Below are 26,611 nucleotides of genomic sequence, written 5' to 3'. Positions count from 1 at the left end.
ACATCATATGCAAAATGGTTATATTGCGGAAGATGTATATAAGGAAGAAATAAAAAAATCCCTGCTTTTTGAAAGTGGGATTTGAAAGAATGTATGATTGTTCCTTTCTAAGGAAGCACAGGTAAGCAGATAGAAAAAGTCGTTTTATCAAGAGAGGAATCGCATGTTAATTCTCCCTTATGTTTCTCAATAATTTCTTTACAAACAAATAATCCAAGACCAGTACCTAGCTTTTTAGTTGTAAAAAAGGGTTCAAAAATGGTTTTTCTTAATTCCGCCGGAATGGCAGGTCCATTATTAGATATACTGATTTTAATCAACTCTTCATTTTCCACCCAGGTACTTATTTCAATTGTAGGTAAGTCCACTTCGTGATGATTTAGAACATCAATTGCATTAAAAATAATATTAATAAAGACTTGTCTAATTTCATCAGCATATCCATTCAAAGTGAAATCTTTGCTCAAATCTCTTTTAATTTTCACTTTTCCATCCAATATACTAGGATAAAGGAAATTTAACACCTCATCGATAAGTTGATTCAATTTGAAATCAATTTTTTCTTTCCCAATAAGTTCCTTCTTTGAAAGCAGAAGAAACTGGGATATTCGAAAATTAAGTTGGTCTAACTCCCCTGAAATGATATCTAAATATCTCATGTTTGGATAATCTGCCTTAAGTAATTGGATGAATCCTTGAACAGAAGTGAGTGGATTCCTAAATTCATGAATAAAGCTTGATGTCATTTGACCGAGAAGGGTTAATCGGTCCTGGTGAGTTGAATCAATGAACATCGTCTTTTCTTCAATAATCTTGTTTTTAGCTTCTGAATAATGGGAAACTGCATAGTATAAAAATTTATCAAAACAAAAATTGATTTTATTTATGGATTCCTGCAAATCTGACCAGGAAATTCCTGTTTTACTCAAATAACTATATAGAATGGTCCGACCGAGATTAACATTGTAGACAAAATCACCAATATTGATATTAGCCAGTACCCTTTCTTCTGAAACTTCTATGGCAATCTTTTTTACGATTTCTATAAGTTCCTCTTTAGATACCTTATGCATAGAAAGGATTACATTAAGTAGGGCTTCCCCATTTTCCCTGATTTTCAACTTGAAGGGGTCCCCATGATTAATCACAATGGAATCTTCCCACTCTTGAACTAGTTTTTCTTTATTTTTTTGAAAAAAAGCAACTAAATCCGTTTGTTCTCCCGTAAACATTGTTGTGTCCCCCTATGGTTTTAACAAAACTGATTACCATGTAAATTCGAGGGTAAAGGCAAAAATCCTCTAAGAAATAAATAAAAAAAATATTTCCCAATAATTTCTATAAATAAAACGAAGTTGGATTTTCGTATTTTATCTTTTAGCTGTGTTAAAGAACAGTGTTGATTTTTACACCCTGTTGATTGGAGCGGAAGGCACGAAGACTCCTGTGGGAGTATGGTTCAGGGGAGACCCCCCAGGCGCAAGCGCCGAGGAGGCTCGCCGAAACACCCACGAACCGCTCGTGCCTGGAGTGGAAATCAACAGGCAAGGCAAACAGAGCCTATCTTTTAATTATTGTTTCTATAAGGCCCAGCATGTAGATATTCCTTGTAAAAACAAAGAAACAGTAGTATATTTTTAAGGGAAAACAATAGAATATTTCCACAGGGGGAGCTGCTTTTATGCGGCTGAGAGTGAACGGTAGAGTTCTGACCCTATGAACCTGTTAGTTAACGCTAGCGTAGGGATGTGGTTTGCCGATAGCAAAGCAATGCAGACATTCCTAATTGTCGTGCATTGCTTTTTTTTGTGGATTGTTTTATTGCTTTACAATTCAGAGGGGGAAAGAGAAATGAACAAGAACAGGAGTAACACGCTTTTTATTACAGAAGTAGCGGTGTTTACCGCACTTGCTTATTTATTAGATTATGTTGGGAATATCCTTTCATTTAAAATTTGGCCACAAGGGGGATCTATTTCGATTGCCATGGTCCCGGTGTTTCTTATGGCTTATCGCTGGGGGGTTAAAGGTGGCGTCCTTACAGGATTCTTACTAGGCCTGTTACAATTTATTCTTGGATATTCACAAATATATACCCTGATTCAAGGAATTATTGATTACTTTATTGCCTTTACTGTTGTGGGCTTCGCCGGTATTTTTGCAGCACAAATAAAGAATGCACTTAATGATCAGAACAAAGGAAAATGGATGACCTACGTAGTACTTGGAGCCTTCTTAGGAAGTGTTCTTCGTTACCTTTGCCATGTTGTATCAGGAATTGTATTTTTTGGAGAGTATGCTCCAAAAGGGCAGCCAGTAGCTGTTTACTCCCTGCTATATAATGGTACCTATATGCTCCCAAGTTTTATTATCAGTGCCATTATCATTATTCTAGTTATCAGTGCATTACCAAAAAGACTGTTCAAATAAACCAGGTTAGTAAAAAAAAGGAAAAGCGAGACGCTTTACCTTTTTTTTATGAAATTTTTTCGAAACTTTGTCAAATTTAATATGCTTATTACCTAAAAAAAGTGTTAAAATGGCAATATAGAAAGATAATCATTCTCAATTAACCTAGATAAGGGTGATATACATGTTTGGTTCATTAAAAGCGGGAGATAAAGGGAAAATATTAGATCTTTCTCATGTTGGTCACCTAGTTCAAAGACGATTGCTTGATTTAGGAATCACAGAAGGCTCAGAAGTATGTGTAAAATGCGTCATGCCGTTTGGTGGCCCAATTATGATAGAGTCCTGCGGACAATGCGTTGGAATCCGCCGCAAGGAAGCCGTTCAGATTGAGGTGGAAAGAATCTAATGGAAATTGCTCTTATAGGAAACCCAAATACAGGAAAGACATCATTGTTTAATAACTTAACAGGTTCCTATGAATATGTTGGGAACTGGAGCGGTGTAACAGTTGAAAAAAAGGTTGGAGTATTTAAGAAAAACCTTGGACATTTAATCGATTTACCTGGAGTATACACTCTTAATCCATTATCAAAAGATGAAGGTGTTGTCACTTCCTTCTTTTTAAATGAATCAGTGGATCGTTTATTGAATATTTTAGATGCCTCACAATTGGAGCGGAATCTCCATTTAACACTCCAATTGCTTGAGTTTGAAAAGCCAGCACTTATCGGATTAAATATGATAGATGTTGCTAATAAGCGAGGCATTCAAATTGATTATATGAAACTTTCAGAGATTCTCGGTGTTTCAGTAGTGCCTGTTGTGGCAAGAAGTGGGAAAGGGTGCGATAAGCTTGTAGATGTGATTGGAGCGAAATCCATCCAACCAACTAAAAAGAATCTCACTTATTATGGTAAAGAGCTCGAGGAAGCAATTACTGCATTTTCAGGGGAATTAACTGGAAAAACAAATCACTCTCTACGTTTTTTAGCGGTCCAATACTTTGAAGGCAATGAATATGTAAAAAACTATGTTAATGGCCTAACCAACCCACAAAAGCTTAAAGCTATTATGGAGAAACTAGAATCGGAGTTACAAAAACAGACCGACTTTAAATCATTAACAAACTTTATTTATCTAAAAAGAAAAGAAGTTATTGAAAAAATCATTGCTGAAGTGGCTAGAAAAAGTGATACAGTTATCCCTTTGTCTGAAAAGATAGATTCTATCGTTACAAATCGATACCTTGGTATGCCGATCTTTTTACTGTTAATGTATTTTATGTTTATGTTAACGTTTGATTGGTTGGGAACTCCTTTATCAGACGTTTTAGATGCTTTCTTAACCGGACCTGTAACGGCTGGCTTTGAGAAAGTGTTAGGAGCCATTCATGCATCAGCATTTATCCATGCATTAATTATTGAAGGTTTGGTAGCAGGTGTCGGTGGCGTACTTGTGTTTGTTCCACAAATTTTTATTCTCTTCTTCTTTATTTCGTTACTTGAGGACTCTGGGTACATGGCTCGTGTTGCACTAGTAATGGACCGAATTATGGAATCGGTTGGACTAAACGGAAAAGCATTTATTCCGATGATGATTGGTTTTGGTTGTAATGTACCTGGAATCATGGCAGCACGAACAATTGAAACCCCACGTGAGCGTTTGTTAACGATTCTGCTCACCCCGTTAATGTCATGTTCCGCACGATTACCTGTATATGCCCTATTTGTCGGAGCATTTTTTGCCGCTCATAAAGCATTTGTTGTGTTAAGTCTTTATGTTCTAGGGATTGTTGTTGCTTTAGTATTGGCCAAAGTATTCTCTACTACTTTACTAAAATCTGAAACTTCCTTGTTTGTTATTGAACTGCCGCCATATAGGTTGCCACAGTTTCAATCTCTTTGGAGAAGCACATGGGATAAAGGGAAAGGGTTTGTAAGAAAGGCTGGAACATTTATTTTTGCAGGTTCTGTTTTTATTTGGTTGTTATCCTATGCGGGTCCCAAAGGTCTAAATGTAGATATGGATCATAGTTTCTTAGCAGCAATTGGAAACATAATTGCTCCAATCTTTGATCCAATTGGCTTTGGAACATGGCAGGCTTCGGCATCGTTAATTACTGGATTTCTAGCAAAAGAAGCAATTATCTCAACGATGAATATTATTTATTTTGTTCCGAATGATGATGGTTTACAAGCATTGCTGGCTAATTATTACACACCGCTTGCTGCTTATAGTTTCATGGTATTCATTTTGTTATATATTCCATGCTTAGCAACTGTAGCAACAATATATAAAGAAACTAATTCAAAAAAATGGACAGCTTTTTCTATGATTTATGCCTTTGTGATTGCCTATGTATTGTCATTAATCATTTACCAAGGTGGTATGATGTTGGGAATTGGTTAATTCTAAAAAGAGGTGAAAGCTATGATTGCCAATATTATTATTGGGGCAGCGATTTTTGGATATGCAACATGGGCTTTAGTAAAGTTCATAAATAAATCTAAAAAAGGGAAATGTGCTGCATGTGAACTTAAAAATTCCTGTTCAAGTCAGTGCGGACTTCCGCCAAACATAAATAAATAACCTAGATATAAAACTGCTATCAGTTGAATGGATAGCAGTTTTTTTCATAATATTTGAACGAGAGAAGGAAGTTGTGTAAAATTACACTAGATGCTAGTGAAGGAAGGGCTTATATGTGACCAGGGATGAAATTATTATGCAGGTTTCTGAAAAGCTTCGTCTTATTCGGACGGAAGCAGGATATACTCAGGATAAAATGGCAGAAATTATTGGAGTCTCAAAAAAAACACTTGTACAAATTGAGAAGGGAAGAGTTCTTGCCAACTGGTCCACTGCTGTTTCTATTTGTGCTCTTTTTCGTGAAACAGAAACAGTTCAATTCTTATTTGGAAATGAGCCTCTGGAAGTATTGGAAACTGTCGCACGTGAAGGAATAGATTTTCGTAAAACGAAAACTCTTGGCGGCCGAATTTGGTGGAAAGTAGTAAATAAGAAGAATGGATTTATTCTTCAACAAAATATACTTAGTAAACATTTTCGAATACTAGATGAGCAAAACTATAGGATTTTTAGTAGCTTCGATGAAAAGCTTACAAAACAACGCTTTAAAGAAATTGCTAAAAACTAGGAATAAAATTTATTGAAAAGATGGGAACTACTCATCTTTTTTTATTTTTGGCTGTGTAGAAGAACATTGATAATTTTATAACCTGTTGATTGGAGCGGAAATCAACAGACACGTTAACATATACTTATTTTTTTTGAAACCGTCATAAAAAACTTTGAATCAACGAAAATTATACCTGTCATAATTTACAGAGAAGGAAGTCATCAAATGATATTCAAAGATATTTTTAAGAACTGGAAAAAGTGGCATTTGCTTCAATTCATAGTTTTATTTGTATTAATCATCATCCTAGGTTTTTTTGGAATCATTTCTTATTTTGCAAATAGTGCCGATATATCTAAATTGAAAAATGAACTGCCACAGCCCACAGTGTTTTATGATGTGAATGGGAAAGTGGCAAGTAAGGTTTCAGCTAATAAGAATGAAGGAGTTCCTATTAAGGAAGTTCCCGTGTCAATGAAAAATGCTGTTGTTGCCATCGAGGATCATCGATACTATCAACATAATGGTGTCGATTTGATAGGTACCTCGAGAGCTCTCTTCCGGGACCTTAAAGCAGGAGGAATGGTGGAAGGCGGTAGTACAATCACCCAACAATTAACAAAAAACACACTACTTACATCTGAAAAAACATTGAACCGAAAAATACAGGAAGTTTTCTTATCCCTTGCGGTTGAAAGAAAATATTCAAAACAAGAAATCCTCCAAATGTATTTAAATCAAATATATTTTGGAAATGGAGCATATGGAATTAAACAAGCAGCGAGTAAATATTTTGCTAAAGAGGTGAAAGATTTAACAGTTAGTGAATCTGCATTACTTGCAGGCTTAATTAAAGCTCCTTCTGCTTTAAATCCGTACGACCATATGAAAAGTGCAACGGAACGTCGTAATATCGTCTTATTACAAATGAAAAAGCAAGGATTTATTTCGAGCGGAGAATATGAAAAAGCTCTCCATGAAGAAGTAGTCTTGAATGATAAGGGTGGGGACCCGTTTCGTGGAAAATTCCCTTATTATGTTGATCAAGTGTTAGAGGAAGCAATTAAACAATATGGTTTATCACAAGATGATTTATTAACAGGGGGATACCGAATTTACACGGAGCTTGATCCAAAAGTGCAAGCAGCGATGGAGAATACGTATGAAAATGATACCTTGTTCCCTAAAGGAAACGACCGGCTTGTTCAAAGTGGTGGGGTGATCGTTGATCCCAAAACTGGTGGTGTGAGGGGACTTGTCGGTGGTAGAGGAGAACACACCTTTAGAGGCTATAATCGTGCTACTCAATTGGAAGCACAACCAGGGTCTTCTTTTAAGCCTTTAGCCGTATATACGCCTGCCCTTGAAGAGGGTTGGAAAATTACTGATATGTTAAAGGATGAGCCAATGAAGTTCGGAAGTTATCAGCCGAGCAATTATGATCATCAATATGAGGGCGAAGTACCGATGTATGAGGCAGTAAAAGAATCAAAAAATGTCTCTGCCGTCTGGCTACTTAATCAACTTGGGATACAAAAAGGGTTGGATTCAATCAAAAAGTTTGGTATTTCCTTGGATAAAGCTGACCGTAATCTATCACTTGCTCTTGGCGGGTTGCATAAGGGGGTTTCCCCTCTTAATATGGCAGAAGCCTTTTCTGTGTTTCCTAATAATGGCGTCCGTATAGAAGCACATGTAATCAAAAAAATTGTTGACGCAGATGGTCAGGTTGTCGCCGAGTGGAAAGAAAAGAAAGTGAAAGTGACGACAAAATCAGTTACGGATAATATGACAACCATGCTCTTAGGTGTAGTGGAACAAGGAACAGGAAAAGCGGCGCAAATACCTGGTAGGGAAACAGCAGGGAAAACAGGTTCCACTCAGGTGCCAATTAAAGGGATCAATGGGTTGAAAGATCAATGGTTCGTTGGCTATACCCCTCAACTAGTTGGAGCGTTTTGGGTTGGCTATGACAAAACAGATTCCAGTCATTATATAACTCCAACAAGCGGTACAGGTTCAGCGGTGTTATTCCGTGAAGTGATGACGGACGCTCTTATAAACCAACCTAATCAAAGCTTTAAAGTGACCCATATTTCTACTTTGATTGAGAAGAAAAAGAAAGAAGAAGAGAGTAAATGGGGAATCCAACAGAAGTTTAATAACGAAGTCCAAAAATGGGAAAATAAATGGAATAAACAAAAGGAAAAGTGGGATAAAAAGAACAAGAATAAAGGGAAAGGTAAGGGGCATTAACTAGAAGTTTGAATGATTCTGAAAAATGGGAATTGACTTTAAAAACTGTCGATGATAATCTAACAAAGAAGAAAAAAAGGAAATGGAGGGTTACAACATGAAAAAGAACAATTTAAATTCAACAACTGAATATGTGAATGTAACCTTACCATCAATCATTTTCTGTTAATTATTTTCTGTTTGACGTGATTAAACCAAACACAGGTTGCGTTTACTTCGCTGCGCAACTTGTGTTTTTTTGTCCCATTTTAAAAGGAGGCATACTGCACCATTTGCAGTATGCTTTTTTTTATAAAGGCTGTGTTAATGAACATTGTTAATTTTATACCCTGTTGATTAGAGCGGAAGGTGCGAAGACTCCTGTGGGAGTACGGTTCAGGGGAGACCCCGCAGGCGCAAAGCGCCGAGGAGGCTCGCCGAAACGCCCACGGAAAGCGAAGCACCTGGAGCGGAAATCAACAGACAAGTTTAACAGAGGCTTTATAAATATTAATTTATAGGAGGAATGAACGATGTTAATCATTTCAGAAGTGAGACTAGCACACACAAAAAAGGAGACAGAAGGCGGATAGGTTAACAAAAGGAGGAATTCGGAAATGTTTTCGGTATTAAAAAAATTAAGCTGGTTCTTTAAAGAGAATTGGAAACGATATGTGGTAGCTGTGACGCTATTGATTTTAGTAGGTCTTCTAGACGTAATACCGCCAAAAATAATTGGTATGGCAATCGATGATATTCATATCAGTGTAATGAATAAAGAAAAAATTATACACTATCTTAGTATTCTTTTAATCATCATGGTAAGCTCCTATGCTATCACCTATATATGGATGTATCAATTGTTTGGAGGAGCCTTTTTAGTTGAGAGAAAGCTAAGGTCCCGTTTTATGAACCATTTGTTAAAGATGACACCAGCCTTTTACGAACAAAACCGTACAGGTGATTTAATGGCACGTGCCACTAATGACCTAAAGGCTATTTCGATTACAGCTGGATTTGGAATATTAACCCTTGTTGATTCAAGTGTCTGGATGTTGACTCTACTTATCACGATGGGACTTATGATTAGTTGGAAGCTAACTTTAGCTGCCATTATTCCACTCCCCATAATGGCACTACTAATGAAAATGTATGGAAAAAGACTGCATACTCGCTTTATGGAAGCCCAAGATTCTTTTGGTGAGCTCAATGACAGTGTCTTAGAATCAATCGCTGGAGTAAGGGTGATTCGGGCCTATGTTCAAGAAAAGGCTGATTGTGAGCGATTCCATCAATTAACGGAAGATGTGTATGAAAAAAATATCAGAGTAGCAAAGATTGATTCATTGTTTGACCCAACTATCAAAGTGCTTGTTGGAATTAGTTATTTAATTGGACTTGGATATGGAGCCTATCTAGTTTTCCACCAAGCGATTACATTAGGAAATCTTGTTTCCTTTAATGTTTACTTAGGAATGCTAATTTGGCCGATGTTTGCAATAGGAGAGTTAATTAATGTCATGCAGCGTGGAAATGCCTCGCTAGATCGTGTTAATGAGACTCTCAGTTACAAAGAGGATGTGGAAAATCCAGTTCAAGCGGTTGAAGTATCAGAACCTAGTCGAATTGACTATAAAGAGGTTACCTTCCGTTATCCGTCTTCTAAGGAGGATAATCTTATCAATGTAAATGTTGAGCTGTTCCAAGGGCAAACATTAGGGATTGTTGGGAAAACGGGTAGCGGAAAGACCACTTTTATTAAACAATTATTAAGGCAATACCCATTAGGATCAGGGGAGTTGTCCATATCCAATGTTTCGTTAGAGCAACAAAAACTTAACCAGATTCGCCATTGGATAGGCTATGTTCCTCAGGATCATGTGCTTTTTTCAAAAAGTGTGAGAGAAAATATTCTTTTTGGAAGACGAGAGGCGAGTGAGAAAGATTTAGATACGGCTATAGATTTAGCTGCCTTTCGTAAAGACCTAGACATGCTTCCTGAAGGTCTAAATACACTCGTTGGTGAAAAAGGAGTCGCTTTATCTGGTGGGCAAAAACAAAGGATATCCATTGCGAGGGCATTAATTAGAAATCCAGAAATTCTTATTCTAGATGATTCCTTGTCAGCGGTAGATGCAAAAACGGAAAAAAGAATCATAGAGAATATACGTGAAGTAAGAAAAGAAAAAACGACCATTATTACTACTCATCGAATGTCAGCAGTACAGCATGCCGATCATATTTTAGTCTTGGACGAAGGCCGGATTATCGAAGAAGGAACACATGAACAGCTTTTAGAAAAAGACGGGTGGTATAAGGAACAATTTTTACGCCAGCAGATTGAAAATATAGTAGAGAATGAGGTGACAGCATGACAACAGGACGTCGTTTAGTTAAATATGCTTTGGGTTATAAGAAAATTATTGTTGCTGCATTGTTCATGCTGACCATCTCGGTTGTAACTGATTTGGCTGGACCGTTTATTGCAAAAAATATCATTGATCAGCATATTTTAGGGATTGAGTCCATTTGGTATGAAACAAAAGCGGGCAAAAAGGCTGTCAAATTTAATGGGAAATATTATATAAGAGAGAAATATCACACTACCAATCAAGAAAAAGGGAAACCCATTCGTATTTTGCAGGTGAATTCAACATTTGTATTCGTAGACCAAAAGCTTGAATTCGATGGAAAAAGAAGCTTAAAGGGAGAAAAGCTTACTATTCAAAAAGGAAAAAATAAGGCTGAATATCAGGTGGAAATCCTGACTGGTTCTGAATTATTAGCATTTTATCAGCCGGAAATTCCGAGTATCTTTCAACTATTAGCTCTCTATTTTGGTCTTTTAGTACTGTCAGCTATTTTTCAATATGGTGAACGGTTTTTCTTGAAAAAGTCAGCTAACCGTATTATTCAAAAGATGCGTGAGGATGTTTTTGGACAGATTCAACGATTACCTATTCAATACTTTGATACCCTTCCCGCCGGTAAAGTGGTGGCACGGATCACAAATGATACAGAAGCAATAAGAGAGCTTTACGTCACAGTTTTAGCCACATTTTTTACAAGTGCCATTTATATTACAGGGATTTATGCAGCTTTGTTCATTCTAAATGTAAAACTTGCTGCGATTTGTTTATTATTATTACCTATCTTATATGCTTGGACTATAATTTACAGAAAGTATGCAGCGAAATATAACCGTGTCATACGATCAAGAAACAGTGATATAAATGCGATGATTAATGAATCAATCCAGGGAATGAGCATTATTCAAGCATTTAGCAGAGAAAGGGATACAAAAGAAGAGTTTGAAAAGCTTAACCAAGAACATTTTCACTATCAAAATAAATTATTAAGCTTGAATAGCTTAACCTCACATAATTTAGTCGGGATATTAAGGAATTTAGTATTTGTAGCCTTCATCTGGTATTTTGGTGCACAAGCACTGCTCCCAGCTAACGTTATTTCCTTAGGGGTGCTATATGCTTTTGTCGATTACATTAATCGTTTGTTTCAGCCGGTTCAAGGGATTGTCAATCAATTAGCTAACTTAGAACAGGCATTAGTTGCAGGTGAACGGGTGTTTAAATTAATGGATGAACCTGGGGAAGATGTTAGCAATGTGAGAACTGATCGCTTTAAAGGAAATGTAAAGTTCGATCATGTTTCTTTTGGTTATAAAGAAGGAGAATATGTATTAAAGAGCATTGACTTTGAGGCGACCCATGGTGAAACGATTGCTTTAGTAGGTCATACTGGTTCCGGAAAAAGCTCCATTATGAACTTACTTTTCCGCTTTTATGATGTTCAGAAAGGGCAGATAACCATTGATGGAAAGGATATTAAAACTATTCCTCGCCAAACCATTAGGAACCATATGGGGATTGTCTTACAGGACCCTTACTTGTTTACCGGAACTATTGCTTCAAACGTAAGCCTAAACGATCCTTCCATTTCAAGGGAAACGGTGGAAAAAGCACTTAGAGATGTTGGGGCGGATAAAGTGTTTAGAAATCTAGAACATGGTTTTGATGAACCAGTGATTGAAAAGGGAAGTACTCTCTCAAGTGGTCAGCGGCAGTTAATATCCTTTGCCCGGGCCTTAGCATTTAATCCCGCCATCCTTATCCTCGATGAGGCGACTTCAAGTATTGATACTGAAACAGAAGCACTCATTCAAGAAGCAATGGATGTCCTTAAGAAGGGGAGAACCACTTTTATCATTGCTCATCGATTATCAACTATTCGGAATGCAGACCAAATTTTGGTGTTAGACCGAGGGGTTATTGTGGAGAAAGGCAATCATGAGGAGCTTATGGCCAGTAAAGGTAAATATTATCAGATGTATCAACTTCAGCAGGGAAGTTCGGAGTTAGCAGGATAACATGTGTAAAGGGAGTAACCGAATTTGGTTACTCCACTTTTTTTAATACGTTAACCCCACCCTAGCTCCTATAAATTCATTGGAAAAAATCTGCTGAAAGGTGAAATCCCCGGTGTCATAAATCGAAATGGAAGATGGATTCTCCGGAAGGAAGTCCTTTTCATACCTGTACTGTCCTACCCTTTCTCCTATGGGTAAATAAGTAGGGCAGACAATGGTCCACTCAAGGCCGGAATCCTTGAGTAATAAATATGCCTTCAGATGTTCTTCTGCATCCCGTGTGCTCTTTCGCTTGGACTCCGAAGATTGAAAGCGGTAGAGATGTGGAGCAGACCGTGCTTGAAGAATTCCAGCAGTACCAACTGTAATTATTCGTTTAATTCCATGGTGCTTCATTTGTTTAATAATTAGTGGCATCGATTCTGAAAGAGTTGAACTTTTATCTGTATTCAGTGCACTTATAACCACGGTACTTCCCATCATGGTTAAGGCAAGATCCTTCTCATTTAAAACATTCCCTTCCCTCATAGTAAGGCCATCAGACGTTACTTGTAATTTAGATCGGTCTCTAACGAGTACTTTTACAGATAACTTGTGTTCCAGGGCATTCTCCAGAATTACAGATCCAACTCTACCTGTTGCACCTAAAAGGCAAATGTTCACAAAAAATTCACTCCTCATTCACTAAAGTGTAACTTCTATCACTTGTTCATCGGTTTTTCTATGATAATTTAAAAATGTTTAGGTATTTAAATTATTATGTAAGGTGGGATGGATATGGGTGAGTATTCAGTTGTACTGTTAATCGGTAGTTTTTTAATTCTTTCTTATTATATCGGATATACGATTTATAAAGCATAGGCTGTGGGCAAAATGTCCGCAGTTTTTTTATTATAATAATTTGGGTAAAATTGGGTATACATAATGGATGAGTAAAAATAGTGGGGTGAAGATAATGGAGGACTTCCGATTAGAAAAGGATACGCTTGGTGAGGTACGAGTCCCAATTGATAAATTTTGGGGGGCACAAACACAAAGGAGCCGAGAGAACTTCAAAATTGGTATCGAGAAAATGCCCTTAGAACTAATCTATGGGCTCACTTTTATAAAAAAGACAGCAGCACTGGTCAATTATAGGCTAGGAAAGCTCAGCGAAGCAAAACAGAAAGCAATAGATTATGTATGTGATGAAATCCTTAAAGGCACATATGATGAACATTTTCCATTAGTTGTTTGGCAAACAGGTAGTGGCACCCAATCCAACATGAATGTTAATGAGGTAATAGCTTATCTTGGAAACAAGTGGTTAGAAGAGCAAGAAATCCTTGAGAAAATACATCCTAATGATGATGTTAATAAGTCACAAAGTTCTAACGACACCTTCCCAGCAGCCATGCATATTGCATCGTATATGATGATTACCGAGAAACTTTTACCGACAATAATAGAACTTAAAAATACGTTAATAGAGAAAGAAAAAGCTTTTGCAAAGATTGTTAAGATTGGAAGAACCCATTTACAAGACGCAACTCCATTGACACTGGGACAAGAGATTAGCGGCTGGAGATATATGCTTGAGAAAAATGAAAAGATGATTAAGGAAGCAAATCAATATTTACTTGACTTAGCAGTAGGAGGTACGGCAGTAGGTACAGGAATTAATGCGGACCCTCAATTTGGTCAGATGGTGGCTGAGCAGCTGAAACAACTAACGGGCTACTCATTCCGTTCATCAGAAAATAAATTCCATGCATTAACTAGTCATGATGAAATTGTCTTTGTTCATGGAGCCCTAAAAGCTTTAGCTGCCGATTTAATGAAAATTGCCAATGATGTACGATGGCTGGCAAGTGGGCCGAGAAGTGGTATCGGGGAAATCTGCATTCCAGCCAATGAGCCAGGGAGTTCGATTATGCCGGGAAAAGTAAATCCAACTCAGACTGAGGCCTTAACGATGATTGCATGCCAAGTGTTTGGAAATGATGCAACAATTGGCTTTGCAGCAAGCCAAGGAAATTTTGAATTAAATGTGTTTAAGCCAGTTATTATCTATAACTTAATTCAATCAGTCATGCTGCTGACTGATGGACTCAGATCCTTTAACAAAAATTGTGTGGTTGGGCTAGAAGCAAACGAGGCGGTCATCAAGGAACATGTGGAACGATCACTCATGCTAGTGACAGCCTTAAATCCTCATATCGGTTATGAAAAGGCGGCAGAAATTGCCAAGCTTGCCTTTAATGAAAATAGCTCCTTAAGAGAAGCAGCAATAAACACGGGATACGTTACATCAGAACAGTTTGAAGAATGGATTAAGCCTGATAATATGGTGTGAAATGTGAAAGCCCTCTCCAGAAAGGAGAGGGCTTAGCCATATTATTAATTTGTTTTGGTTTTACTAAAAATTAGCGTTGGAACCCGCCGCCAAGTTGAGACTCAGCCATTGCAACTAGACGCTTAGTGATTTCTCCACCTACAGATCCGTTAGCACGTGAAGTAGTATCTGCACCAAGGTTTACACCAAATTCAGATGCGATTTCATACTTCATTTGACTTAATGCTTGCTCTACGCCTGGTACTAAAAGTTGATTAGAGTTGTTGTTACTTGCCATAGTTGAATAACACTCCTCTTAATAATTTTGGGGTCAGTATGGAATTGAACCATAATATTGCCACCTTAGGCCTAACCCATATTATAAATGGTTGTTTGTTTCATCCACCGCTTTGTTTGTGTTGCTTTGTTTGTGTTGCTTTGTTGTGTTGCTTTGTAATGTTTATTATGAATCATTCTTGAGGACTTATTCGAGATATTAATTAGTAATTTATTCCATTACATAGGGCGGTTAATCTAACGCAAACTAAGATTAATCATAAATAAAAGGGTGAAGCATATGTCAATCTGCCCAGTATGTAATGGCTTGAGGGAAGTTTATTTATTGTGTACAAAGTGTGGAAATCCAATGATGGAAAGTGGGAGGCTAAGTGATTATTACGATGATTATAGCCCATATATGGAGATTGATTTAATGAAAATGGAAGACGGGTACCCTGATTCCCATTCTGGACAGAAATGCCCTCATCTATACCGGTGTCCAGTCTGTGATAACGATGAACTTATTTTCATAAAAGAATAAGAGGCTGACCCCAATGAGTCAGCCTCTTGATTCATTAAAAACATTATGGGCGGATTCTAAATTCTGAATCAGCATCAAAGAAATGGGCTTTGTTTAAATCAAATGCAAGGTCTACTGTATCGCCAGGGTGGACATCTGCACGAGAATCAAGGCGTGCGACAAAATCTTGGTCACTAAGAGATGAATAAACCATTAATTCTGCGCCTGTTAATTCAGCTACGTCAATTGTTGCTGAGATTTTTGTACCTACAGAAGCATCAATGAACACTGGCTCATCATGAATATCTTCTGGGCGAACCCCAAGGATAATTGACTTTCCTACATAGCCTTGCTCACGAAGGAATTTCATTTTTCCTTCTGGAACAGCGATTGAATTTTTCCCAATGACAAACTTACCGTCTTCTAGTTTACCATTAAAGAAGTTCATAGCAGGAGAACCAATGAATCCACCTACGAACACATTTTCAGGCTTTTCATACACTTCTTTTGGTGAACCTACTTGCTGAATGATCCCGTCTTTCATAACGACTAATCTTGTCGCCATTGTCATGGCTTCTGTTTGGTCGTGAGTAACATAAATAGTTGTTGTATCTAAACGGCGGTGTAACTTTGCAATTTCGGCACGCATTTGTACACGAAGCTTTGCATCAAGGTTTGATAATGGTTCGTCCATTAAGAATACTTTTGCATCACGCACGATCGCACGTCCTAGAGCAACACGCTGACGCTGACCACCTGAAAGAGCTTTTGGTTTACGTGTTAAGTAAGCTTCTAATCCTAGAATTTTTGCTGCTTCTTTGACACGACGGTCAATTTCATCCTTAGGGAATTTACGTAGTTTTAAACCGAAAGCCATGTTATCATATACAGTCATGTGTGGATAAAGAGCGTAGTTTTGGAAAACCATCGCGATGTCACGATCCTTTGGAGCTACGTCGTTTACTCTTTTTCCATCAATGAAAAAATCACCTTTTGAAATATCTTCAAGTCCTGCAATCATTCGAAGTGTAGTTGACTTACCACAACCAGATGGTCCAACGAATACGATAAATTCCTTGTCTTCGATGTGTAAATTGAAATCTTGAACAGCTGTTACCTTGTTATCATAAATTTTATAAATATGGTCTAATTTAAGTTCTGCCACTAGTGATTCCTCCTAGTACTTTTGATAAACCTAGTTTACAGGTAAAGTGAAAGAATCAGAATAGACAAGTTGCACAAAGATGAAAACGCTTTTTTTAGGCACATTGTTATTATTTATGGTTTTGTTCAAAAAGTAGACAGGCTAAGAAAACCGTAAAGGCTCCATAAAAATCCTTTAAACCTATCCCTGTTTTCTCGTGAAATTTATCGATACGATATTGGAGCGTATTCCTGTGAATATACAATTTTTTAGCCGTCAAACTCGCATTTAAATTGCTTTCTAGAAAAACTTTTATAGTCGAGAACAAGTCTTGGTCTTCAGTAAATACTTCTGAGATTCCCTGAATGCCTCTATTCTTTAATTCCATGGGCAAGTGGGCAGCTAAATAAGCTGGAAATATATGTTCAAAAGTAAAGATATCATGTGTTCCTAAATAAGACATTCCAAAAGAAAAATATTCCTTCTCCTGAAGAAATCTTAACCGGAGCTGCTCTGAAATGGGATGGAATTTCCCAATGAAAAAAGAGGTTTTTACATAAAAATCACTTTCCAATGTTTCCGACATGGATATTAATTCTTCTTCTGATAAAGATACCTGTTTTTTTTCTTCAATGACAATTCCTCGCCGGCTGCTTTCCCAGACGATGTTGACCTCTTCCGTGAAAAAACCTTTTAAAGCCGATTCCATTTCTATCTGACTAACATCGCTATTGTTAATATGAAACTGAATGAATCGACCATAGCTATCAGATGGAAATATGGGAAGAGGCCCGTCTAACAATAAAAAATCATACCAGCCCTTAGCAGGCGATTGGACAAATGTTGTTTGATAATCAACTAATGTATAAATGGTTTTTAATAGGGTTAATTCCTTATCGCTGATCTCATTCTTGGGGATTCCAATCCATTCATCTCCTATGTCATTAAAAAAAACATATAATTGGTCAGGTGGATTCTTTGGTTTTTCAGTAAACAAAATGGAATTCTCATATAGTAACAATAATTTTTTTAGCATAGTTTAGTTCCCTTATTTAGATTTTCTATATAATTTTTATTTCCTTTTATTATAACAAAGGTAGGAGGACAATAAAAAAAGCTGAACCTTTTATTTGAGGTCAGCTCTTTCTCTTTTAATTTAATCACATTCATATGGTGGTTGCTCTTCAGGGAGTTCACGTGCTTCTTCAATATTTGTTGATTCATAGCGAGAATGCACCGACCCACCGGAGAGACCCTCATTAATCATCCGGTCCACATCAACAAATGCCTGATCCCGACCCTCATAGGCAGAACCCTGATCTGCTGGATTATTTTTTCTTCCTTTCATTTCACCAGTCCTTTCCACATTTCTAACAATAGTTTATGGAAAGGAAACATTTTCATTCAGAATTATTCGTACACATGATAAAGCATTAACTCATGAATTTGGCTCGTTAGGGACTCAATCTCTTCTTGTTCAGGAGTGTTTGTTGTCCATTCTACCTTTCCTGTCTGATGATATATGCCTGTATATCTTTGTTTTTTATAGTAAAAGGAAAAATTCCAACCAGGAATATTCTTATTATCAAATAACGGTTTGAACTGAAAGTGCATAATCATGCTAATAACCCCCATTTATTAAAGTTACCTTAACTATAGATTACCTTTAAAGAATGAGTATTTAAATATAATTTTCAGTTAATTTTTTATCAACTGAAGAAATAGGCGGCAAAGCTGTTCTATTTTTCTATCTTCAATATGCCGTTCATCGAAACTCATCGGTTTCGAGTTTACCTCATAGATATAATACTCACCATCTTCACTAATGCAGGCATCAATAGAAAATTCACCGAAATAGCCAAACTTGGTTGATAATGCGTTGCCGATATAAGGGACAATCAGTTGAAAGAATTGATCATGTTCCTCTGATTGCAGTAGCTTATATGGAAGGAGTTTTCCTCCAGATGGTATATGCGTGGTAATGACTTGTTTGTGGGATTGCCTAATGCCAACTCCAGTAAGAATATAGGTATCATATTCTGCATGGGCTAGAATACGAAAATCAAATCGGGCCCCTTCATATTTTGCAGATTGTATTTCTTCCTGTGCCAAATAGTTTTTGTCGAGCAGTTCCTTACTCCATTTCTCCCAAAAGTCATCTAAGGAACGAAAATTTTCAGTCATTTGAATGGAATCAAACTGGAGTTGTTCCGGGCCAATCCGTTTTAAGCGAAAGATGCCTTTTCCTTTTGCTGATTGTGCTGGTTTTAAATAAATGCTTGTATGTTTGTTTAGAAAGAAAGCCAATTCCTGCCTGTGATTGACCTGTATTGTTTGTGGTAGGAAGCGGTGAAGGACATCATGATTTTTTAACAGTTCATAGAGCTCATACTTGTCGATAAAACCAGGATTAAAATACGGAATCTTTTTTTCTTTTAACATAGAAAAAAATCTTTGACTTGGTACGTCTTGTTCTGATTTTCGAAAGGGAATGCGATTATAAACTAGAGCTGGATAGGGGAATGTTTCTTTTTTCCAGCATTTTTTTTCAAGGGAGTAGGAATAGCCAATGATTCGTTCTTCGTCTACATCCTCTGGAGTAAAAACAAAGCTTATTCCGTTTAATGAAATAAGCTTTTTTTGTAATTCTATAAAGAGGAGTCCATTACCCGCTAACGTTCCATTTGCTTTTTTTGCAGTCATAATTCCAATCAGTGGACGCTCACTTTTAGAAATCATTTGAAAAGTTCCTCAGGGTGTAACAAAGATTGCTCGGTAAGAAAAACGGCGAATGCAATCGAAAGCTTACGGGTTAGCAAATCAAACTCCTCTAATTCAGGATGACTAAAAATGGAACGGCCTGGTTTTGAATTTGCTTCAAAAAGCCAAACCTCTCCATTGCGATCAATCCCTAAATCAAATCCAATCTCACCAATAATTCCTTCAATTACTTGATCAAGAGCCGAACTGAGCATCAGAGCTGCGGTAGACAACTTTTCTGTGTATAAATTGCATTCTTCTTTCGGAAAAATCTCTTCAAGTGTTTTAATTTCCCCACCACTTCTGGTATGTGTTGTCACGCTGCCCGGACCAGCAATTTTTGCAGCAATCGCGGTCATATGCCATTTCCCAAATTCATCTTTATTCGTATGAACACGAAAGTCTATAGAACGCTGTTCGTTTCTGAGCAAGTGAATGCCTTGTTGAACTATCATGTTTTCAAGCGGTTGATTCGCAAAAACAGAGTTGAATAGTTTTTCAATAGTAGAGAATTTACGCAAGCGGTTTGTTCCTTCTCTGTCCTGGTATCGAATATAATAATCGTCCGTTAATTTGTCATAGATAATTTGATGAACACCTAATCCTAGGCTGCCATTTTTGGGCTTTATAAAAATATGACCATATTTGGATAACATGATTTCAATAATAGAAAATGAGATAAAAGGAAAGGTTTCAGGAAGATAGCTTGTCACAGATGTGTCCTGTTGAAGTCGCTCGTAAATATCAAGCTTATTAAAGAATCCTGGATTGTACCACGGAATGAGATATTCCTTTTGCAATCTGTCCCTAACCATAATTAGTTTAGGATTTCCTTCACTTCTCCGATTGGGAAGGCGGTCGTAAATTACATTTGGAAACGGCACATCCACTGTTTCCCATGAATGTTGATGATAAAAATACCCCTCAATCGTTCCATGTTCCCAATTAATATGCTGCTCTCCAAAGACAAAAGGCAGGGCACCTACGGTTTTATTAACAGAGAGCAGTTTTGCAAAAAAAGTCGTCCTGTCACCCATTGGAAGGAATGGATCGGTTGTAAAACCTGCCGTAAATATGCCCACAAGTGGACCGATGGAGAGGATTTGATTGTCTATGAACGCATGAAGGGGAACCTTAAAGGAGGGAAGCTGAATGGCTTTTTGAATTCTCCGACTCATTACGATTGTCTCTTCATTGTCTGGATGTGGAAGAAAATCAACCTCCACAGATTTTGAACCAAAAGCAATACTTTTTATTTGTTTGTCTCGAATTAAAGCTGATGGACAAAAAACAACCATTTGGTCATTATCAACTACCTCAATGAGATAATGTTTTCTCATAATAGATCTTCCTTTCTGTTTCTTCCGACTGAGAAAGGTATTTTCCATAAAGAAGGGGAGCGCGCGAGAGTACCTCTTGAACATTTGGTTGGGTTTGTAAAAGAACTTTTCTTCCTGGTTTTGAATTCATATCAAGAATCCATAACCCTCCATTTTTTGCCACGCCTATATCCACTCCAATTTCAAATAAAGGCATAAATTCTTGTTCTAAAATGGATGGGAGGTTCGTGAGAATATAATTTAATTCTTGGCGGATATACTCGGCAGTTATAGTGGGTATCGTTTTTAGCCAGGTATTAAAAGGGAACACCGAGCCACCGGCACTTAAGTTTGATAAGATTCCCCCAGTACTGCCTACACGAACCCCTCTGCCACGTTCAACCCAACCGCCTTTTTCATTTTTTTGAAGAAGAACGCGTATATCGAATGGCTGTAATTCATTATTGGTTAACTCTAGGTATGGTTGTAGTAGATACTTATGCTTTTTTAGCAATGTGTTTAGCCAAAGAAGAAGTTTCGTTTCATTTGGAAAAATCCGCGTAATAATTTCTTTGTTCTTTTCTGTTTTTACTTGATAGGTTTTGTCATTCCTCTTTAAGTAATAAATACCGTACCCTTGTGACCCGTTAACTGGCTTTAAAATAATTCTTTGAATGGAAGATAATTTTTGTATGATTATGGATGGTTCTGACACGGCTTGACTTACAGGAAGGTAGGAAGAAAGAAGTGTTTCTTTCAATGAATGATATAATTCAAGTTTATTTGGTAATCCATATCCTAAAAAAGTAATCTCCTGTCTGCATTTTAGCCAGGAGACAATTGGCATGCATTGTTTGGAATGGTCATCATCACCGTAAAAACATCGATCATAAATAATGGTTGGAATAGGACATTCACATTCGACCCAGGATTGGTCTATTGGGTGATATTTTCTCCCGTTAACCATAAGCGTGTGTGGATCAATCAGGGATGGAGAGAACCGGAAAACCTCCATTTGGCATACTTTCGCATGACGAGCTATATCGTTAATATAAGACTGTTCACTATCCATAGTTAAAGTCATTATTCCAAGCGTAATCAAGTAAAATCCTCCTTCACTACCGCAAAGTCAAAAGCAAGTTCTGTGCAAAATTGAATGATTGCTTTGGCAGACGGTCTAATTTTTCCTAAGCCATCCTCAAAGTTCTTGGAAGGCTTAGAATTTACTTCAATTAACCACGGTTTACCAGCTTGATCTATGCCTATATCAATTCCAAGTTCGCCAAACAAACCTTCAGTATGTCGGCTAATGACTGAAGCAGTCTCAATTGCTAATTCCTTCATAAGGGTAATAGCCTCTACCGCCTTTTTTTGAGTCATCCCATTCTGTAAAGCATATATAGGTCTCGTAATGGTTCCCCCTCTTGCGATATTGGACACAAATTCCTGTTCTGCTGCAATTCGCGCAACTGTTGAAGTTACCTTCCAATTGTCATTTAAGTTTTTGTGGCACAAGACTCTAAAGTCCACTGCACAAGAATTGTGGGTGAATAAGTCAATACCCTGCTGAATAATATAGATTCGATTATTAAGTATGGGTTTTAAAAGTTGATAAATCTCTTCAATAGTATATTGTGCTAACAAATTTTTAAACGGAACGGATAAGGAGGTTTGAAGTGTATAGTGGTTTTCTTCAGTATTTTTGATTATTTTAATAATGTTTCTTCCTTGACTTCCATGGATAGGCTTTAGAAATATCGTCTGATATTTATTAGCGAACTCTTTCAGATGATCTTTAGAAAAGAGTTTAGTCTCCGGAATAAAAGGAGTAAGCTGATTTTCTTCCTTTACATGTTCGTAAATTTCCCATTTTGAAAGAAAGCGGTCATTAAATAAAGGAATCATCAATTGTTCGAGTCTTTGGCGAAAATCTAGGTAGGACTTCTGTTTCTCGAGTCTTCTAGAGTGTATACGGTTATAAATCACATTTGGTAAAGGTAGTTTAGCTAAGGTCCATTTTCCATTTTCAAAATAATACCCTTGGCCCATAGGTTGATCATAAGTAAACACGTAAAAGAACCCACCACGATCAGTTACTTCCTGATGCAGCTCTTCACAGAAGGCATGGATGGAACGAAAATGAATGTCACTAGTGTTAGTGGAAGGTAAATTGGTTAATAAACCAATGATAGGTCCGAGGGTCAGTTCTTGATTGTCCGGTTGATACATGGCTTGTAATGTAAATTTTCTAATTGGAAGATAAAATTCTTCGAGAGTAGATTCAGATAAAAATAATTCGTTCACTGCTCCTGCGATTTGCTGCACGTACATGGTTATTGTTTTTTGTCCGATCGTTACTTTTAGAAGCTGCCCTTTATTTAATTGTAGTTGAGCAACCAGTGTATCTGACATTTGTAAAAGGTACTTGTTTTCATTATCTATTTTTGTTGGAATCATCGTAATGGGGATTAACGGAACTGACATACACACTCCTCATTTACTAGGCTTCTGGGTATTTGCTGATATAGTATGGTATGTTCATTCAATCGGTAAGGTGATTTTAACATTCTCGCGTTTATCGGAATAGTTTGTTATAGTTGTTAGGAATTGTTATATTAAAGGCTGTGTTGAAGATCATTGTTGATTTTTATACTCTGTTGATTGGAGCGGAAGTCGCGAAGACTCCTGTGGGAGTACGGTTCAGGGGAGACCCCGCAGGCGTGAGCGCCGAGGAGGCTCGCCGAAACGCCCACGAACCGCTCGCGCCTGGAGCGGAAATCAACAGACAACTTTAACAAAGCCATTCAAAAAAAGGAGTGAACGAAAGTGGCAGTGAATTTACATGATACCGCTTATGCTTTAGAAACAGCGATCCGGCAAAGTGCTGAATATACTCAATTACAAGAGGCGTATAAAGTAGTTAACGCAGATCCCCAAGCAAAGCAAATGTTTGATCAATTCCGTCAAATTCAAATGAACTTATCCCAAAAGCAGATGATGGGCCAAGATATTTCTGAGCAAGAGATTCAACAGGCACAGTCCACAGTTGGACTCGTTCAGCAGAATCCTAAAATTGCCAATCTTATGCAGGCGGAACAACGGATGAGTATGATTATTGGTGAATTAAATCAAATCATTATGAAACCATTAGAGGATTTATACGGAAAAATGTAAGCTATCTTACCCATTGACCTTCGGTACTAGAAACCGAGGGTCTTTTTCTTTGTTACTGAGCCCTCTTTTTTTTGTACTGTTCTATTCAGAAGTGAAAAGTCATAAAAGTGTAATAAGGCAATTTCACCAAGGACAGGGGGCAAATTAATGATTTATCGCTTACTTGCGTTAAATATTGATGGTACGCTTCTTCAAACGAATGGGAAAATTCATAAATCAACAAAAGAAGCTATTGAGTATGTACAACAAAAAGGCATTTATGTCACGCTTGTCACTTCACGTAGTTTTCCTTCAGCAAAAAAGATAGCCAAAGCATTAAAAATAAAATCACCACTTATTACCCATCAAGGTGCTTTCATTGCAAACTCCGCCGAAAAACCAGTATACGTACAAAGAATTAATGAGGATATTACCTATGATACGATCCGCTTTTTAGAGGCATTACCATGCCAAATTCGTTTGGTTCATGAACAATTTTCTTTAGCCAATAAATTTAAACTAAACAATCAACTGTTAGCAAAAACCATCTTCACTTCAGGTGATCCCATGTTTTATTCGCAGCAGTTTGTCTCATCTCTAAGTGAGTACTTACATGACCAGCCAGTTACACCGCCAAAAATAGAGGTTTATTTTGAAAGCAAGAATGATCTCCTTGATGCGAAGACGGCATTGGGTAAAATGTTTAATGAAATTGATATCATTGAACTAGATTCACTGCGTTTAGACATCGTTCCAGCAGGTGTCTCCAAGCTAGACGGATTAACCTACCTAGGAAGTCAATTAGGAATTCGTTTAGGTGAAATGGTTTATATTGGCGATGGAACCGATGATATTCCGTTGATTGAAGCGGTTGGCCTTGGTGTTTCCATGTGGAATGCTGATTTCGAAGTGAAAAAAGCTTCGGATTGGGTAACCAGATCGGAAAATGAAAATGGTGTAGCTTATATGGTGAAAGAACATTTTCGAAAGCAACAGCCAATTGAGTTTTTAAGAAAAATGAAGATTATTAAAAACTAATTTGAAAAAATATCATTGGCAATTGCCTTTGATATTTTTTATTTTAGTTCTATTAAAATTGTACTTGTTGATTTCCACTCCAGGCGCGAGCGGTTCGTGGGTGTGACGGGGAGCCTCCTCGTCGCTTCGCTCCTGCGGGGTCTCCCCAGCCCCATACTCCCACAGGAGTCTTCGCTCCTTCCGCTCCAATCAACAAAGAGCTTTAACATATCTTCTTTTTATTATTTAGTGAATAATTTCCACCGTATTGACCTTATTTTCTTGATTTTGTACACTTAAGGGGGATTGAGATGAAAAGCTTGGGCGCCGGTGATGGCGCTTCTGCTTTTTCCTAGAGGTGATTTTTTGATAATTTCTATAATAGGGTTAGAGGATGAAAGATTTAATCGTCCACTTCAGTTGATTGCTAATTTGTTCTTTGAAGAATCGCAGATTGTAAAAGCAATAAATGAGGAAGCGGATATATGTATAGAGTTTAAGATGAATGTTCAGGAAACTATTTCTGTTTCTGCTGAGTTAAAGGACCAGGCGGAAAAAGTACTAGTTGCTGAATATGAAAAAGAGTGGTCCCCCACAAATTCCGAAAAGGAACACTTTAAGCAAATAAAAAATGCGGTTGCCCATGTCTATTTATCCGTTTTGCAGGACTTTACTGGTATTATCCAAAAGTGGGGTGTCTTAACAGGAGTAAGACCAACAAAATTACTTCATCGAAAAGTTCAAGAAGGGATTCCATTAAAGGATTCTCATCAGCAATTAAAGGATGATTACTTAATATCTGATGAGAAAATTGAACTAATGCAGCACATTGTCGACCGTCAGCTTACTGTCGTTCCCGATCTCTACTCGCTTCAAAAAGAAGTCAGTATTTATATTGGCATCCCATTCTGTCCGACGAAATGTGCGTACTGCACTTTTCCTGCTTATGCAATCAATGGACGTCAAGGATCTGTGGATTCCTTTCTTGGTGGACTTCATTACGAAATGAAGAGAATTGGAGCATGGTTAAAAGAAAAAGGTGTTCGTATCACCACTGTATATTATGGGGGAGGTACCCCAACGAGTATTACTGCTGAAGAGATGGATATGCTATATGAAGAAATGTATATGTCCTTTCCTGATGTAGAAAACATTCGTGAAATTACAGTTGAAGCAGGACGTCCTGATACCATTACTCCTGAAAAATTAGAAGTCTTAAAGAAGTGGAATATTGACCGGATTAGTATCAATCCGCAGTCATATACGCAGGAGACGTTAAAAGCCATTGGCAGACATCATACGGTAACCGAAACGATTAATAAATATCACTTAGCTCGTGAAATGGGCATGAACAATATTAATATGGATTTAATTATTGGTCTCCCTGGTGAAGGGATTCCTGAATTTACTCACTCTTTGTCCGAGACAGAGAAGTTAATGCCTGAATCACTGACTGTTCATACACTTTCATTCAAGCGGGCATCAGAAATGACCAAGAACAAACAAAAGTATAAGGTAGCAGATCGTGAAGAGGTTGAAAAGATGATGGGGCTAGCCCAAGATTGGACCACCACACATGGGTATGTGCCATACTACTTATACCGACAAAAGAACATCCTTGGTAATCTAGAGAATGTTGGCTATTCTCTTCCAAATCAAGAGAGTATCTATAATATTATGATTATGGAGGAACAGCAAACAATCATCGGGCTCGGCTGTGGGGCAGCGAGTAAATTTATTGATCCGTTAAGCGGGAAAATTACTCACTTTGCTAACCCTAAAGATCCTAAAACTTATAACGATAGTTTTGAAAAATATACTGAGGATAAAATCAACATCCTAGAAGAGCTATTCACCGAAAAAGGTTCTCCTGCTTAACAAGCAGGGGCTTTTTTTATTTAGGTGTGTTCTTTATAAAGGAAATATCTATCT

24 protein-coding genes and 1 riboswitch are annotated in these 26,611 nt (G+C 37.4%); of the genes, 13 read left to right on the top strand and 11 right to left on the bottom strand.

The features are described from left to right. Positions 1-107 precede the first annotated feature (107 nt). Positions 108-1,232: a histidine kinase N-terminal domain-containing protein gene (locus AC3A54_RS09490; protein ID WP_487654261.1), complete on the bottom strand. Its 1,125-nt coding sequence runs from the start codon at positions 1,230-1,232 to the stop codon at positions 108-110. A 424-nt stretch (positions 1,233-1,656) separates the two neighbouring features. Beyond that, positions 1,657-1,764, top strand: a riboswitch (TPP riboswitch). A gap of 87 nt (positions 1,765-1,851) precedes the next feature. Between AC3A54_RS09490 and thiT the strand changes: the two genes are divergently transcribed. The 8 genes from thiT (at position 1,852) to AC3A54_RS09450 (ending at position 12,173) form a co-directional block, all read left to right on the top strand. Next, positions 1,852-2,430 carry an energy-coupled thiamine transporter ThiT gene (gene thiT / locus AC3A54_RS09485; protein ID WP_308080661.1) on the top strand — a complete coding sequence of 193 codons (579 nt, stop codon included), beginning with the start codon at positions 1,852-1,854 and terminating at the stop codon, positions 2,428-2,430. Positions 2,431-2,593: 163 nt separating this feature from the next. Beyond that, entirely contained in the window at positions 2,594-2,818 is a 225-nt protein-coding gene (locus tag AC3A54_RS09480) for a FeoA family protein (RefSeq protein WP_307289639.1), read from the top strand. Further along, positions 2,818-4,821, top strand: a complete 2,004-nt coding sequence (gene feoB, locus AC3A54_RS09475; protein WP_487654260.1) for a ferrous iron transport protein B — start codon at positions 2,818-2,820, stop codon at positions 4,819-4,821. The genes AC3A54_RS09480 and feoB overlap by 1 nt, the downstream gene beginning before the upstream one ends. 21 nt (positions 4,822-4,842) lie before the next feature. Beyond that, a complete protein-coding gene (locus AC3A54_RS09470) occupies positions 4,843-5,001 on the top strand; it encodes a FeoB-associated Cys-rich membrane protein (protein WP_308080658.1) in 159 nt (52 codons plus the stop codon). A gap of 115 nt (positions 5,002-5,116) precedes the next feature. Continuing rightward, complete coding sequence (locus tag AC3A54_RS09465) at positions 5,117-5,569, top strand: helix-turn-helix transcriptional regulator (RefSeq protein ID WP_335545094.1); 453 nt, start codon at positions 5,117-5,119, stop codon at positions 5,567-5,569. 207 nt (positions 5,570-5,776) lie between these two features. Continuing rightward, positions 5,777-7,807, top strand: a complete 2,031-nt coding sequence (locus tag AC3A54_RS09460; RefSeq protein WP_487654259.1) for a transglycosylase domain-containing protein — start codon at positions 5,777-5,779, stop codon at positions 7,805-7,807. 596 nt (positions 7,808-8,403) lie between these two features. Further along, on the top strand, positions 8,404-10,161 hold the full coding sequence (locus tag AC3A54_RS09455; protein ID WP_487654258.1) for an ABC transporter ATP-binding protein: 1,758 nt from the start codon (positions 8,404-8,406) through the stop codon (positions 10,159-10,161). Next, positions 10,158-12,173, top strand: coding sequence for an ABC transporter ATP-binding protein (locus tag AC3A54_RS09450; protein WP_487654257.1), 2,016 nt, complete (start codon positions 10,158-10,160; stop codon positions 12,171-12,173). The genes AC3A54_RS09455 and AC3A54_RS09450 overlap by 4 nt, the downstream gene beginning before the upstream one ends. A 42-nt stretch (positions 12,174-12,215) precedes the next feature. On the opposite strand, the gene AC3A54_RS09445 is transcribed toward AC3A54_RS09450, so the two are convergent. Next, complete coding sequence (locus tag AC3A54_RS09445; protein ID WP_487654256.1) at positions 12,216-12,836, bottom strand: NAD(P)-dependent oxidoreductase; 621 nt, start codon at positions 12,834-12,836, stop codon at positions 12,216-12,218. Positions 12,837-13,128: 292 nt separating this feature from the next. On the opposite strand from AC3A54_RS09445, the gene fumC reads away from it, so the two are divergent. Continuing rightward, positions 13,129-14,508 carry a class II fumarate hydratase gene (fumC, locus tag AC3A54_RS09440; RefSeq protein WP_487654255.1) on the top strand — a complete coding sequence of 460 codons (1,380 nt, stop codon included), beginning with the start codon at positions 13,129-13,131 and terminating at the stop codon, positions 14,506-14,508. A gap of 70 nt (positions 14,509-14,578) precedes the next feature. Here the strand turns inward: fumC and AC3A54_RS09435 are convergent, their stop codons facing one another. Further along, positions 14,579-14,785: an alpha/beta-type small acid-soluble spore protein gene (locus AC3A54_RS09435; RefSeq protein ID WP_308080650.1), complete on the bottom strand. Its 207-nt coding sequence runs from the start codon at positions 14,783-14,785 to the stop codon at positions 14,579-14,581. A gap of 348 nt (positions 14,786-15,133) precedes the next feature. Here AC3A54_RS09435 and AC3A54_RS09430 point away from each other — a divergent pair, with 348 nt between their 5' ends. Then, complete coding sequence (locus AC3A54_RS09430) at positions 15,134-15,307, top strand: hypothetical protein (protein WP_309866058.1); 174 nt, start codon at positions 15,134-15,136, stop codon at positions 15,305-15,307. A gap of 43 nt (positions 15,308-15,350) precedes the next feature. On the opposite strand, the gene AC3A54_RS09425 is transcribed toward AC3A54_RS09430, so the two are convergent. The 8 genes from AC3A54_RS09425 to AC3A54_RS09390 form a co-directional block, all read right to left on the bottom strand. Continuing rightward, positions 15,351-16,451: an ABC transporter ATP-binding protein gene (locus AC3A54_RS09425; protein WP_308080649.1), complete on the bottom strand. Its 1,101-nt coding sequence runs from the start codon at positions 16,449-16,451 to the stop codon at positions 15,351-15,353. A 109-nt stretch (positions 16,452-16,560) separates the two neighbouring features. Continuing rightward, positions 16,561-17,466, bottom strand: a complete 906-nt coding sequence (locus AC3A54_RS09420) for a PucR family transcriptional regulator (protein ID WP_487654254.1) — start codon at positions 17,464-17,466, stop codon at positions 16,561-16,563. 120 nt (positions 17,467-17,586) lie between these two features. Then, the gene (locus tag AC3A54_RS09415; protein WP_487654253.1) at positions 17,587-17,778 is read right to left on the bottom strand and encodes a hypothetical protein; all 192 of its coding nucleotides are present in this window, start codon (positions 17,776-17,778) and stop codon (positions 17,587-17,589) included. A 62-nt stretch (positions 17,779-17,840) separates the two neighbouring features. Beyond that, positions 17,841-18,050 carry a YheE family protein gene (locus AC3A54_RS09410; RefSeq protein WP_487654252.1) on the bottom strand — a complete coding sequence of 70 codons (210 nt, stop codon included), beginning with the start codon at positions 18,048-18,050 and terminating at the stop codon, positions 17,841-17,843. Between the two features lie 78 nt (positions 18,051-18,128). Next, positions 18,129-19,169: a YheC/YheD family endospore coat-associated protein gene (locus AC3A54_RS09405; protein WP_487654251.1), complete on the bottom strand. Its 1,041-nt coding sequence runs from the start codon at positions 19,167-19,169 to the stop codon at positions 18,129-18,131. After that, positions 19,166-20,530, bottom strand: coding sequence for a YheC/YheD family endospore coat-associated protein (locus AC3A54_RS09400; RefSeq protein ID WP_487654250.1), 1,365 nt, complete (start codon positions 20,528-20,530; stop codon positions 19,166-19,168). The genes AC3A54_RS09405 and AC3A54_RS09400 overlap by 4 nt, the downstream gene beginning before the upstream one ends. After that, positions 20,508-21,611, bottom strand: coding sequence for a YheC/YheD family endospore coat-associated protein (locus AC3A54_RS09395; protein WP_487654249.1), 1,104 nt, complete (start codon positions 21,609-21,611; stop codon positions 20,508-20,510). The genes AC3A54_RS09400 and AC3A54_RS09395 overlap by 23 nt, the downstream gene beginning before the upstream one ends. Further along, positions 21,608-22,993: a YheC/YheD family endospore coat-associated protein gene (locus AC3A54_RS09390; protein ID WP_487654248.1), complete on the bottom strand. Its 1,386-nt coding sequence runs from the start codon at positions 22,991-22,993 to the stop codon at positions 21,608-21,610. The genes AC3A54_RS09395 and AC3A54_RS09390 overlap by 4 nt, the downstream gene beginning before the upstream one ends. 342 nt (positions 22,994-23,335) lie before the next feature. Between AC3A54_RS09390 and AC3A54_RS09385 the strand changes: the two genes are divergently transcribed. The 3 genes from AC3A54_RS09385 to AC3A54_RS09375 all read left to right on the top strand — a co-directional run bounded on the left by AC3A54_RS09385 (position 23,336) and on the right by AC3A54_RS09375 (position 26,557). Then, positions 23,336-23,683, top strand: coding sequence for a YlbF/YmcA family competence regulator (locus AC3A54_RS09385; RefSeq protein WP_335546743.1), 348 nt, complete (start codon positions 23,336-23,338; stop codon positions 23,681-23,683). A 147-nt stretch (positions 23,684-23,830) separates the two neighbouring features. After that, entirely contained in the window at positions 23,831-24,700 is an 870-nt protein-coding gene (locus AC3A54_RS09380; RefSeq protein ID WP_487654247.1) for a Cof-type HAD-IIB family hydrolase, read from the top strand. Positions 24,701-25,045: 345 nt separating this feature from the next. After that, positions 25,046-26,557: a coproporphyrinogen III oxidase gene (locus AC3A54_RS09375; protein ID WP_487654246.1), complete on the top strand. Its 1,512-nt coding sequence runs from the start codon at positions 25,046-25,048 to the stop codon at positions 26,555-26,557. Positions 26,558-26,611 lie beyond the last annotated feature (54 nt).

Source organism: Neobacillus sp. Soil_C_43 (assembly GCF_057656715.1).
Note: the sequence above shows the minus strand (reverse complement) of the source record. Positions and strands in the feature narration are given on the sequence as shown.

Bases quoted from the DNA above. Each gene is read 5' to 3' on its own strand.
- thiT (WP_308080661.1), top strand. From the start codon at position 1,852: ATGAACAAGAACAGGAGTAACACGCTTTTTATTACAGAAGTAGCGGTG.
- AC3A54_RS09380 (WP_487654247.1), top strand. From the start codon at position 23,831: ATGATTTATCGCTTACTTGCGTTAAATATTGATGGTACGCTTCTTCAA.
- AC3A54_RS09490 (WP_487654261.1), bottom strand. From the start codon at position 1,232: ATGTTTACGGGAGAACAAACGGATTTAGTTGCTTTTTTTCAAAAAAAT.
- AC3A54_RS09435 (WP_308080650.1), bottom strand. From the start codon at position 14,785: ATGGCAAGTAACAACAACTCTAATCAACTTTTAGTACCAGGCGTAGAG.
- AC3A54_RS09415 (WP_487654253.1), bottom strand. From the start codon at position 17,778: ATGAAAGGAAGAAAAAATAATCCAGCAGATCAGGGTTCTGCCTATGAG.
- AC3A54_RS09405 (WP_487654251.1), bottom strand. From the start codon at position 19,169: ATGATTTCTAAAAGTGAGCGTCCACTGATTGGAATTATGACTGCAAAA.
- AC3A54_RS09410 (WP_487654252.1), bottom strand. From the start codon at position 18,050: ATGATTATGCACTTTCAGTTCAAACCGTTATTTGATAATAAGAATATT.
- AC3A54_RS09450 (WP_487654257.1), top strand. From the start codon at position 10,158: ATGACAACAGGACGTCGTTTAGTTAAATATGCTTTGGGTTATAAGAAA.
- AC3A54_RS09470 (WP_308080658.1), top strand. From the start codon at position 4,843: ATGATTGCCAATATTATTATTGGGGCAGCGATTTTTGGATATGCAACA.
- AC3A54_RS09390 (WP_487654248.1), bottom strand. From the start codon at position 22,993: ATGTCAGTTCCGTTAATCCCCATTACGATGATTCCAACAAAAATAGAT.
- fumC (WP_487654255.1), top strand. From the start codon at position 13,129: ATGGAGGACTTCCGATTAGAAAAGGATACGCTTGGTGAGGTACGAGTC.
- AC3A54_RS09460 (WP_487654259.1), top strand. From the start codon at position 5,777: ATGATATTCAAAGATATTTTTAAGAACTGGAAAAAGTGGCATTTGCTT.
- AC3A54_RS09480 (WP_307289639.1), top strand. From the start codon at position 2,594: ATGTTTGGTTCATTAAAAGCGGGAGATAAAGGGAAAATATTAGATCTT.
- AC3A54_RS09430 (WP_309866058.1), top strand. From the start codon at position 15,134: ATGATGGAAAGTGGGAGGCTAAGTGATTATTACGATGATTATAGCCCA.
- AC3A54_RS09455 (WP_487654258.1), top strand. From the start codon at position 8,404: ATGTTTTCGGTATTAAAAAAATTAAGCTGGTTCTTTAAAGAGAATTGG.
- AC3A54_RS09400 (WP_487654250.1), bottom strand. From the start codon at position 20,530: ATGAGAAAACATTATCTCATTGAGGTAGTTGATAATGACCAAATGGTT.
- feoB (WP_487654260.1), top strand. From the start codon at position 2,818: ATGGAAATTGCTCTTATAGGAAACCCAAATACAGGAAAGACATCATTG.
- AC3A54_RS09420 (WP_487654254.1), bottom strand. From the start codon at position 17,466: ATGCTAAAAAAATTATTGTTACTATATGAGAATTCCATTTTGTTTACT.